The 12,426-nt window shown below is 35.5% G+C and carries 7 protein-coding genes; all 7 read right to left on the bottom strand.

The genetic code is table 11. From position 1 onward, the window contains the following. Positions 1-7: 7 nt before the first annotated feature. Positions 8-1,198, bottom strand: a complete 1,191-nt coding sequence (locus tag A5N88_RS03020; RefSeq protein ID WP_066262890.1) for a hypothetical protein — start codon at positions 1,196-1,198, stop codon at positions 8-10. 246 nt (positions 1,199-1,444) lie between these two features. Next, positions 1,445-1,840: a hypothetical protein gene (locus A5N88_RS03010; RefSeq protein ID WP_066262886.1), complete on the bottom strand. Its 396-nt coding sequence runs from the start codon at positions 1,838-1,840 to the stop codon at positions 1,445-1,447. A gap of 94 nt (positions 1,841-1,934) precedes the next feature. After that, positions 1,935-2,165 carry a hypothetical protein gene (locus tag A5N88_RS03005; protein ID WP_066262884.1) on the bottom strand — a complete coding sequence of 77 codons (231 nt, stop codon included), beginning with the start codon at positions 2,163-2,165 and terminating at the stop codon, positions 1,935-1,937. Beyond that, a complete protein-coding gene (locus A5N88_RS24660; protein WP_157090585.1) occupies positions 2,162-2,338 on the bottom strand; it encodes a hypothetical protein in 177 nt (58 codons plus the stop codon). Before A5N88_RS24660 ends, A5N88_RS03005 begins: the two co-directional genes overlap by 4 nt. Before the next feature lies 1 nt (position 2,339). Then, on the bottom strand, positions 2,340-5,387 hold the full coding sequence (locus A5N88_RS03000; RefSeq protein ID WP_066262882.1) for a phage tail spike protein: 3,048 nt from the start codon (positions 5,385-5,387) through the stop codon (positions 2,340-2,342). 18 nt (positions 5,388-5,405) lie between these two features. After that, entirely contained in the window at positions 5,406-7,112 is a 1,707-nt protein-coding gene (locus A5N88_RS02995; RefSeq protein ID WP_066262880.1) for a distal tail protein Dit, read from the bottom strand. Then, on the bottom strand, positions 7,109-12,385 hold the full coding sequence (locus A5N88_RS02990) for a phage tail tape measure protein (protein WP_066262879.1): 5,277 nt from the start codon (positions 12,383-12,385) through the stop codon (positions 7,109-7,111). Before A5N88_RS02990 ends, A5N88_RS02995 begins: the two co-directional genes overlap by 4 nt. Positions 12,386-12,426 lie beyond the last annotated feature (41 nt).

Genomic DNA, 12,426 nt, shown 5'->3' with positions numbered 1-12,426 from the left:
ACCTTCTTTATACCTTCAATGGTACAGATACTTTTTTAGTAATAGATAATGGTACAGATATTTTTTTAGTAATGGACAATGGTATTTTAATGATCTTCTTAAAGATAAGATAATCAGCAGAAATGTTTTGCAATGTGTTAAAACTGGCTACATCCAATTTGAAAACAGACTGCTTTGTCTGATTATTAATAGAAAATGTTTTATAAGTGATTTGAAGGGTATTTATAGGGATTTTATTAGTCTTATAGACTATTTGCTTTGTATTGAATAAAAGCACCTTTCCAGAAATAATATTTTGCTTTGTGGTAAAGAAATAATTTGTTTGTTTGAAAACGGACTGTTTTGTACTACAGAATAATAATCCCTCTTTATAAATAACCTGTTTTGTACTCACTGCAAATGAGTTAGATTTATGAATTATCTGCTTCGTATATTCATTTTTAATCCCAAAACGGTATAGTACTTGCTTTGTATTGAAACAGGATTGTTTGCTACTATAGATTGCTTGTTTTGTGTTTTCAAGGAGTGTACTCAATCTAAAAATAGTCTGTTTTGCAATATTTGAGATCGTTCCCTGTTTATAGATACTTTGTTTAGTATTATATGTTTTAGTTCCAGGTGTTCCGGTGGTTAGCGATTCAACTTGAAAATCCTCAAAGGCTGTATTTGCATAGTACCCCATTACTCCATAACCTGTAGCCGTTTGGTTAAATGTATCTGTAACAGTACCTTGTGAAACTCCATTAACAGACCAGGTGATTGAATTGCCATTTAGGCTAACAGAAGCTATATCTCCATTAGCTGTAATTCCGCCACTGGCGATAGTTGAAGATGCTCCATTTGCTACTTTCCAAAGTTGCCATTGTCCCGAATAATTGACTATCATCCAGTAATTAGAATTATCTTGATATCGGAAATAAAGACGATCATACCCTTGCAAAGTAACAAATGTTAACTTTACCGTACCATCAGAATTTCCACTCAGGTATTGAATAGCTGATGCTCTAGGATTGTTCGCTACTAACGTATTTCCTTTGATATAAAAAACATCCAAAGAGTTATTACTAAGGGAAGATGATGGCGTTATATTCTTTCCTCCGCCATTTTGTCCAATCAACCATTTACTGCCTATATCCGGAGTATGGTTATTTAAGTCTGTGTTATTATCTGTGAATGAGTCTTTAAACACTACTGTCACTAGCTACCACCTACCCGCTACAATGCCAAGATTGAACATCTTCTATATTTAGATTTCGCTCATTACAGGCTTGTTGTAAGTCTGGAACAGGAGTTAAAGATGAGGAAAAAACAGGAATAGCCATTAAAAATAATCCCATATATCCGTCATCAGGATTCCAAACATAGGAACCGATATAATTCGGCCTGAATGGATCAGTATCCGTTCCACTGCCGATTTTAGAAACAAGATAATAAAACATAGGCATTAAACCGCAAATTCTGTAAAGGATACATTTAATTGAATATCAGTTTTATTCTGTGAGTCTGTAAGAGTAGGCGTGGTACATTGATACCAGAAAGCATGCGCTACATTTGAATCATTAATATCTGCCATTGATAAAGCAGCACTTCCAGCTAAATAAGTACCTGCATTACCAGCATTGTCAGGAGCAAGCGCAATCCATGAACTTTCATCTGAACCTGTTGTGTCAACTGGATCAATTGTAATTCCAGTGTATTTCTTTGTAGCATCATCATTCCATAGATAAAGCGTGAGAGGGACTGTAGAACCAGATACTGGATGTGTTGTTGATATTGGATTGGTGGAACTGACTTTTGTTGTTGATAAATTGTTTTTATCCGTTGATATTTGTAATGCCATGAATGATTCACTCCTTTTATTTAAAAAAGCGACCTTATAGATCGCCATTAATGTTTTATATTTTTCCAGTGTTTTTAAGCATAAAAAAAACACCTTATGCTGTAGGTGTTGTGCTGTTCAAGTTAGTAATAATTTGTTGCTTAATTAAATCCGTAAGTTTTGCGGAATCTCCGTCTGCAGTTGCGTATTGATCATTCGTAACAGTAATGTAACCATTTAAATTGTAAGTTGTACCCGAGCTATTGAAATTAAGATTTACTCCTGTATAAGCAGCGTTCAAGCCATTAGCGTAATTAAAATTAATACCTGTTAAAATAATATTCATTCTTTATTTTCCCCTTTCTTATTACCTTCCAGTTCCTTTATTCGCTCTTGAAGCTTAGTAATCTCATTTTGTTTCATGATATTCAAAGCCACTTGTACGGCTTTTTGATCTGACAATAGGGCTAGTTGTTCTTTTAAATCAGTAATAACTAATTCATAAAATTCATTTCCCACTTTAAGCACCTCCTGAAGTTTGTTCTAAAGTAGCTATTCTATTTTCTAGATTAGCATTTTTTGTAATTAATGAGTTATTTTGCTCTAAAACATTGTCCATATTTTGTTTAAGTTCTTTCACAATAGGAATTAACAATGTCCATAAACGGTCATACTGTACACCTTCAATTTCACGATTGCCATTTGCATCAGGATCATTATAAACAACATACTGAGAAAGTCCTGCTGCTTCTACATCTTCCGCTACAACTCCTGGTATTCTTTCGATGAATGGAACATTATCCCACTCTTCTTGTGTTACAGTTTCAGGTGTAGTAGTTGTTCCATCAGGATTTACGCCCATTTCTTTGTTCAACAAAGCAGTATATTGTTCTGATGCATTTCGATCAAACCAAGTTTTTGGAACAACATCTAATATTTTATAAGCTATTGAATTGTCAACTGGTTGCTCATCTAATTTATATTTCCTAGCTGATGTTGATTTAGCAAAGTTACCAGATACAGTTATGTACATGTTTGCGCTTGATGTTGTGGTATTGTTGACTGTTCCAGTACTATTCATTACACCACTAAAACTACTTGTTCCACTGACTGATAAACTACCAGTAGAAGTATTGCCACCAGTTGAAAAACTACTACCATATACAGTACTGTTAGAACTAATAGTGCTTGTAGTGGTTAAACTTCCAGTTATAGCCGTATTTGAACCGCCTACATTTAAAACGGCACTACCACTGGTATCCGTTATTTGAACACCACCATAACCATTTGCATATAGTTTGGTAGATGTATTTGTAATAGTATTGTTGTTTATGTTTACATTTCCAATTCCAACCTGAGAACTGAAAAAGTGACCATTTGCACCTTGAAAGTCAATCGGGCCCAGTGAAGCCCCGAAAATCATTCCATAATCACAATACATTGAAATTCCAGAAGTGCCATTCATGTTCAAATTAAAGTTTGAGTGATAATTTGAAGGGTCAGCATAAGAAATACCTTGTGCGCTAATCGTCATTCCTTTATTCGCACCCCAAGAAGTCATCGAAACATTGACAGAACCCGCATTCAATGTACTTATCATTCCATTTGAAGATTGACTTGTAAAAGAACCAGATGCCGTAACCCCATTCAATGAACTAATGGAACTTGCAGTAAGGTTTTTTACTGTTACATAATTAGCATCTATTGTTCCTGTAATAAGACTGTTTGCATTCAAACTTCCAATGATTCCGTTATATGCAGTTATTGAACCAGTTTTTAATACACTTGCATCAATACTATTTGCTAAAAATCTTGATGCTGACAGGTATCCAGTTGTTATAGAACCAGCATCAATATTACCAACTGCAAGACCTTGGAATTGTGATAATTGCCAAGTTGAACCATCCCACACGCTTGCACGATTTCCATTAGATGTATCAAACCATATATCTCCTGTTGTAAATGTTCCTGTAGGTTGATTGGATTGACGATATACTGTATTTTTCCCATTCGCACTTGTTTGTGCATCACTTGCTGTCTTACTAGCATCTGAAGCTGCCTTTTGTGCATCTAATATGCCTTGGTCTATATTACTCTTCCACTCTGTACCATCATATTGTAAGATGGTTACTCCTCCACCACTAGTCGGTTGAAACCATAAGTCACCAGATATTGGATTTTCAGGGGTATCAGCACCATAAAAGTTAGTGTTTTTTCCATTAGCAGAAGTAAGTGCATCAGTAGCCTTTTGTTTAGCATCACTTGCATCTGAAGCAGCTTGATTAGCCGTACTTTGAGCACTACTTGCCGTACTTGCAGCACCATCTGCAGTGGACTGCGCTTGGTCTATCCTGCCTATTAAACCGTCAATTTGAGAAGGTGTATCACCAAGAGAAAGTTCAATATAATCACCTAATACAACCTTGTTTTGTGAAGGGTCACTATAACTGATATCCATTTCAATAACTCTGGCTTCTAATACAAGAGGTGGATTCATAGACAAGTCTAATACCCTTACATTGTCTCCAAGTCTTACTTGTTCAGCAGTAAATCCATAATCTTCTAACATAACAACATCTACAGTATAGGTATATTGTGGATGGTTAAATTGCTTTAATTTGTTATTTCCCCAATTCAATAAAGCTTGAGGTTCAGTAATTGTACTGTTTGTTGCAATTCCCATTAGATAACCAGTACCACCAGGATTATAAAGCTCATTTGCCACATCATCATAAACATAATCAAGATGATTGTTAACTGAACGTACTGTAATTGTAGTTGGGTTTCCGTCTGCATCTAAAACATCTGTGTCAGTATATTTTTTATCAATATCAGTACCACCAACAAGTTTGAGAGCTGTATAAAGATTGCTAATATCTTCTGTTCGAGTTACACCCGCAATGTCTTTTGTATATTCAAATCGCTTTCCTGTATCTTCACCGCGTTGAACAAATAAATCAACACAATAATCTGTGATTTGTCCACCAGCCATTTTAATGTAGAACTTAGGCTCACACACAAAGTTTGTTATGTCTGTAGCATCTAAACCACTATTCGGGTCTGATGCTGTGGAACTTCTTACAAAAGCTTGCATAGCAGCCTGTGCAGTTGTATTTTCCTCAATGGTAAAAGTACTTATAGCCCCAATATACTCTTCTCTATTTACAACCCATCCTGTACCTTCAAGGATATGGTTAAAAATATCTCTACCTAGTCCATTAGTGAAAGTCTGTGGACTGACAAAGGTATTAACTAGGTCAAAAATATACTGGTCAAGACAGGTTACTATTTTTGTATGTGCCCCACTAGTCGAGTCTAATATCCCATCTTCAACTTGTGTAATTCGGTAAAGAATTAAGTCATCATCTAAATCAGGAATAACGATCATGTTACCTGCTATAAGTAGGTTGCTTTCTTCATGATTACAAGGAACTGTAAATGTGTAACTACTGTCAAAGTCAGTTAACTTTTGTATTTGTAAATCATTCCAAAATGGACAACTTAATGTTGAGTCGTTAGATAATGAACCGATAACTTCTTTCTTAGGATTAAGTATCCATATATTCAATAGTCCTCACCTCCTTTTTTATAACATTTTAGGTCGATAAGATAAATTCCAAGAAGCACTATCAAATGGTGTTACACTAACTGTGGATGTATCTCCACCTTGAAGCTTCAACCATTGTGAGTTTAGAGATAATGGAGTCATAAAACGTGCTCCATTTTTAAACACTACTCCACTTTCACAATCAATTTGAATTTCATCCCCTGCATGAGCGATAACAGGTGGATTGTTATTCGTGTTTCCTGAGTTCTCTCTATACACTTTTAAATCTGTCCATTTCATCCAATTGGTTGGTGGAATTGTAGCATTCGCTGCAGTCCATATTGCTACACCTGCTAATTTACTGGTGTATTGATTATTTGTGTCATTAAATACCCATCTATAAGACTTCTGTTCTGTTAAATCTTGATTAAGCCATACAAATCCTGCTGTAAATTTTGTACCTACTTTTTGAAGTTTCATAACTCCGTAAACATTAGCGTATGAAGAGACAGCAGGTATTAAGTTACCGCCTTGTGGATTGTTATCGGTTACTATTTCATAGTAAGGATCATTGACATAATAAGTATCCGTTGTGTAATAAACGTCTGGAACAGTTTCCCACTTCCCACGTACTTTCTTTTTAACATAGGTTGTATGCTTTACTTTTTCTGTTTTAGCTACTTTTCTATACTTTAATACTTGATGAGTATACTGAGCATCTGAAGAACCACCTGAGTAAATTATTTGTCCTTGACCATTTGAGCCACCAATACTAATGGCAAGATTAACATCTTCCCTCATATCAGCATCTTTAATTTCAAGTAAACCAATAGCTTGAGCATTCTCCCCAAGTAATATCAAACTCATTTTTCCTTGTTCAGTTGCTGCAGATGGAACAAAGTTTATTCGTGCTTCAATACTCCAATCATCTACAGATTGGCTTAACATTCGTCTAATACATGGGCCATGCCAACGTGAACCTGAACCATAACCTACAGAACCTGTTGCGTTTTTATCTACATAGATAACATCTGTGGTTTGACTAAATCCCCCATCAATAGTTCCATTAATGGTAACAAAAGTTTTATCATTTTCAGTAATAACATCCCATAGTGCTAAATTGTTCATAGCATCATTAATTAAAACTGTTTCTGCTGCAAATGGAGTTTGAGCTGCATCCAAATCTATATTCTGACCTAGATAAACATAACGGTCAGCAGTAGAAACACCTAAAAACGTAATATCCTGATTAACAACAGCAGAAATAACTGGTTCTGTAGGTTGAGTACCTTGAACATCAATATTTGTACTGGTAGCTGTCAATGGCATGTCAACCTGTGGTAAATAAGCGTAAGGATCATTGGCAATGAAAGTTAGTGTGAAGGTAGCTCTTGCGTCTATACGTGCCCATTGTGGTGGAGTTGTAAATTGTCCATAATAAGTAACTTCAGGGTCATCATCAAAGACTAGTTCACCGTCACCGTCCGAAGGGGTAAATAAAGCATCTGCAACAATACTTCTAAAATCATAACGTTCAGCATCCGTTGTAGACATTAACGTAACATCTAAATCTATTTGTCTATAAGTCATTTTGTTTTGTAATTTGTAACGTCCAACCATAGCAGGTATTTCTTGTGTAACTTGCTCTGAAGTTGGAGCAACGTACATTTTTACTTCATTAACAACCAAATGAAGGTCTGAATAAGCATCCAGACCCGCAAAGGTAAAATTATTAGGTATTATCAAGTTGTTCTCACTCCCATAACCATGTTACTGCGTGAAGTATTCTTTGCTTGCTCTTGTGTTACTACAGGTGTAATCATTTTACCGACTGGAATTTTATCCATTATAATCTGTGCATTCCCCCATTGATTAACAAGAGTCATAAGTAATTGATTTTGTTGAAGTTGAGCTTCTAACTGTTGTTGTTGTATTGCATTGTTATCAGTATTAGTACTTTTTGGCTGAACATGATTAGCACCACTATTAGGAGTTGATACAACTTTATATAAGCCATTTATAGCATCCGTATTTGTCACTGGAACAATATTCCTTGTAATATGCCCAGCAATGATTTTAGAGGCTGTAACAACCCGGTGTGCATTATCTATTAAACCAGTAGTTATTCCATCAATAGTAAATCCAGCTAAAGTTTTCATTACTCTTGAAGGTGAATGGATTCCTAGCGTTTTCTTTATGGTATTTATCAATGTATGTCCTATGCTTGTAGTAGCAGACTGTAAAGCTCCACCCATAGCATCAAAACCACTTACAATCCCTGAAACAGTGTATTTACCAATGGAAAAACCACTTTGATAATACTTAGATGCATCAGCCTTTAAATTAGCTTTAAATGTTGCTGTTGCTGTATCCATTTGAGACTTTGCAGAAGCAATATCAGCATGTGACATATCAGTTGCAATTGTGTTGGATACATCATTCTTTTTCTTCCACAAGCTAACATAATTACTTAATGCTGATTGATTCATTCCAGCAATAGCAGAAGCTTGAGGTAAATTTTGAGCACCCATTTGTTCAATTTCATCAACAAGTGCAGATGACATACCTTTTCTTTTTCTTAACTTAGCAATAACAGAGTTAAATTGGCTCAATTGTTGATCCTGTTGCATAAGGTTGTCAGTAAGGTTAGTTCCAGATGCCATAGGATTAGCTTGAACAGAATCAAATAAACCGTATGTACCATATACACTGGATTTATTACTTGCAATTGTTGATTTTAAATTATCAGATATGGATTTAATGCTGTTGTAATATGTGGTAGCTGCACTCTTGATTCCATTATTAAAATGGTTAAGTTTAGCTTGTGTAGCTCTTGAAGCAACTCCAATTGCTGAAACAATACTATTCCTTTGTTGTGTGGAAAGGTTATGATTCTTTTGAATAGCATCCAATCTTGCCTTTTCCGTTTTAGCATTAATTTTCCCTGCTCTGTAATCCGTGATAACAGTTGCAATCATATCTGATACTTTCTTACTTTCTGCAGCCGCTTTCTTACGTTCTGCTGTAGCTTGTGCAGATGATGAACCTTTTTCAGCAGAATAGATATTATTCTTAATCGTATTTCGAGTTGTATCAGTAGAACCGTGTGCATTTCTAAGTGAATTTAATTGAGATACATAACTTTTTAGACTAATAGCACCTATACGGTAATCTGTCTTTAAATCTGCAATACGTTGTTTAAGTGCGGTAGTTGCATCATTTGCTGCTTTCTTACGTGCAGCCTCTGCCTTTTTACTTGCTTCTTCTTCTTTCTTACGTTCTTCCTGTGCTTTCTTTAACGCATCTGAAGATGTACCATTTGCAAAGAAAGGAATATCCTCTTTCATTTTTGTAAGTGATGACCATACTTTTGTTCCAGCAGGTAAGTTTTTGAATAATGTTGGTACATTAGGACTGATACCAAACTTTCCTTGTGGAGTTAAATAAGGCTCATATTGTCCACCATCACCTAGAATTGCATCTCCACCTGTATGATATGGAGTTCCAGTTGCGTAACCAACATACTTTCCACCCTTAGATAGAGATTTAAGACCAGGAACATTATTTATAGAACCATAGCGTGATTTAATGTAACCAATATCAGAAGCTACTTGGTCAATTGGATTCATCCAACTTGTATGACCTTTTACAGCATAAGACATGAATGTAGATTTAATCATCTGCATTAAACCAGCAGAAGGATGTCCTGCTTTTGCATTAGAATCCCATAAATTTATAGCGTTTGGATTACCACCACTTTCTTTCATAGCAATAGTACTTAATCCATTAGCCCAATTTGAACCACTAACACCAGCAATGCTCATACCGTTTGCAATCCATGATTTTACATTCCCAGGTACATTTACACTACCTTGAAATAAACCAGTTATACCCTTTTTAGCACCATTGATGACTAATTTTGTAACTCCTTTAGCCATATCTAGGAATGTTCCACTTAATTTAGCAATTGAACTTCCTGCAAACTTTGCAACAACTGTATTCAAAAGTTTAGTTGGGTCTACTAAATAAGAACCAATATCCTTAATTTTATTAATACCACCTGCAATAAAATCTTTTGCAGAACCTAGCCAAGTACCTAAAGAAAACTTAGGAACTGAACCAGATTTAAACAATTGTTCTGTTTTATCTCCACCTAATATAGATGTACCATGAGGCAAATTAACTAAAGTGTCTTTATTTGGAGATACAGCATATTGTCCATTAGGGAATCTAATTAATTCATGTTTTCCACCATCTCCAACATGAGCCAATCCACCTGTAAACGCATATGGATCTCCTGCCCATGTACCTTTTGCAAAGTAGGGAATATGTGGCATATTAACACTTGGAATTGTAGGCATATCCACTTTTTTCAGTATCCAGTTGACTCCACTGATTACACCATTTGAAACACCCTGAACACCATCAATGAGTTTATTTCCTATAAATATTCCTGCATTACCTAAATCTTTAGCTCCTGCTCTAATTCCATCTGCCATTTTTCCAGGTAGAGTTTTGAAATAGTTAATAACTTTCCCACCAATACCAGAAACACTATTCCACATTTTACCTAATGTTCCACCAGTTAAATCATTGAGGTAGTCAAATTCAGTTTTAAAGATGGATTTAATAAGTTTCCAACCATTCGAGAAGATTGTTTTAATATCCCCAAACAATTTACTCCATTTTCCAGTGAAAAGATCTTTCCAAAAATTAAATTCACTTCCGAAAAAGCCTAAGACATTCTTGAAAACATTCTTCATGTCATTCCATACATTGCTAAAGTAGTTACCTAACTCTTTTAATGCTTTTGTGCAGTATTCAACAGCAACTGAAAATGCCTTTTTAATACCACCCCATACCTCATTCACTATATTACGGAATGTCTTAGAATGATTGTAGGCAATAACAATAGCTGTTACTAATGCTCCTAGAGCTACTACAGCAATTCCAATTGGATTTGCATCCATCGCAGCATTAAATAGCCATTGAACTCCTGTCCATACTTTTGTAGCTGCAGCAACTAATTTTTCAGAAGTAGCAAGCCTTATTATTCCACTGCTTAATGCCCTAACCCCTGAGATAGTGAGGTTAACTGCTTTAAACACCGAACCTACACCTATTGCAAGTGGGGCAAATGCTGCTGCTCCTAGTGCAAATCCTGCAAATACCTTTTTCGTTGTAGGACTTAATTTATCAAACTTAACCATTAATGAATTTAACTTTTGAACTACACCTGTAAGTGTTGGAAGCATAGTTGCTGATATATCCATGGAAAAGTTCTTTAACGATTCTCTGAATTTGTTCAATTGGTTTTGTCCAGATTGCATCATACGTTTAGTAACAGTACCTGCATAATCCGTTGATTCAGCCTTTTTAATCTTTGCTGAAAATTCATCCAACTGCTTACCAGATTGTGTCATTAAAGCTGTTATCGTAGGAAGAGATGTACGTCCAAACATTTTTGAAACCAGTTTGGCACTATCTGCATCTAAAGATATATTTCCATTTTTATCTTTAGTGAATTTAAGCTTTTCCCTTAATTGTTCAACAATACCCGATAGCTTCATAAGATGACCAGTTGAGTCTTTTGTTTTTAATCCAATATCAGCCATTGCTTCTGCAGATTGTTTAGATGGTTTAACTAGACTTGCCATTACTCCCCTTAAACCTTCACCTGCACTAGTACCTTCAACTCCACGCCTAGACATAACTTCTAAATAAGCAGACATATCTTCCATGGAGTAACCAACAGCTTTTGCATAGTCACCAACATAGTTCATGGAATAACCTAATTCAACAAACTTAGCTGAACCATGATCAGCAGCATAAGCCATTGCGTTTGTAACTTTTGTTGTATTTTCAGCAGTTTTAGAAGCTGATTTAGTTTTGTCAAAGAATTGTTCCATGACGTTCATTGATACTGTTGTAGTTTCTTTAAAGTCAGATCCTGCAGCAGTAGATGCTTTAATCATCTTTTCAACTGCTGCCATTGCTTGTCTACCTGTATCGCCTTTACGCACCATTGTTTCATAGGCATCACCAATAGATTGTATAGATACACCATATTTATTTGATAATTCTTTGGCTTGAGTTGTCATATCTTTAGTGATTTTTGTAGCTTCCTTAGTGGATTCACCATCCGAAATCATTAAAGACTTAATATCATTCAATTTCTTTTCAAATTCAACAGCTTGTTTAGTACCATACACAAATCCAGCACCGATACCCAATGTAGCCATTGTCATAGAGTGTCCAGCATTAGTTATTTTATCACCCATGCTAGATATAGAGGATTGAAGTTTATTTATATTCTGTCTAAAGGCTAGACTCAAATCTGAAGATGATCCTACTTCACGTTTAAGTGTGTTATAACGTGAAAGTGCGCTTGATTGTGCCGCTTCTAACTCCAAAATAGCCACACGTTGATTTTTTGTTGCAAGGCTATCTGCACCTTTTTTATCAATCAACTCTTGAAGCTTCAATTTTTCTGCATCAATAAGTCGAGTACGTTCTTTCATCTGAGCACTAAGACCAATATACTCCTGCTTATTGGCTCTTAATGACTTACCTTGTGCAGTTAACTTATCAATCATTGCATTAGTTTCCCGTGTAGCAAGAGATAAACTGTCTCTGATTCCATTAGTACCACGTTTAAAATCATTCATCGCAATTTCAGTATCTTGTAGTTGCTTTTTAAATGATTCCTGCTTTGCTCTGGCACTGTTAATCTGGTTTGCATATTTCATTGTAGCTTCAGTATTACCATTTGCCTGTTCTTTGGCTTTTTTATATGATTCAACTAATTTTTCAATTTGTATATCCTGAGCTTTAATGGTACGTGTTAATCCTTCATGTTTAGCAGATAGACTACCTAGCTCATCGCCAGCATTTTTAAATATCTGCATTTCTGCTTTCATCTGGCTAGTACTAGCTGCCACTGTTGCTTTTAGGGCTTTTAAACTTTGAGTTACCTTAGAACCATCTAAGCCAACTCGAATAATTACGCCTTCTGACATATGCTATATTCCTCCTTTCTTAGATAGTTTTGAAGAACTCT

The sequence above is a fragment of the Heyndrickxia acidicola genome, assembly GCF_001636425.1.
Lineage (GTDB): Bacteria > Bacillota > Bacilli > Bacillales > Bacillaceae_C > Bacillus_AE > Bacillus_AE acidicola.
This window is presented reverse-complemented; position numbering and strand designations above follow the sequence as displayed.

Bases quoted from the DNA above. Each gene is read 5' to 3' on its own strand.
- A5N88_RS03010 (WP_066262886.1), bottom strand. From the start codon at position 1,840: ATGGCATTACAAATATCAACGGATAAAAACAATTTATCAACAACAAAA.
- A5N88_RS03005 (WP_066262884.1), bottom strand. From the start codon at position 2,165: ATGAATATTATTTTAACAGGTATTAATTTTAATTACGCTAATGGCTTG.
- A5N88_RS02990 (WP_066262879.1), bottom strand. From the start codon at position 12,385: ATGTCAGAAGGCGTAATTATTCGAGTTGGCTTAGATGGTTCTAAGGTA.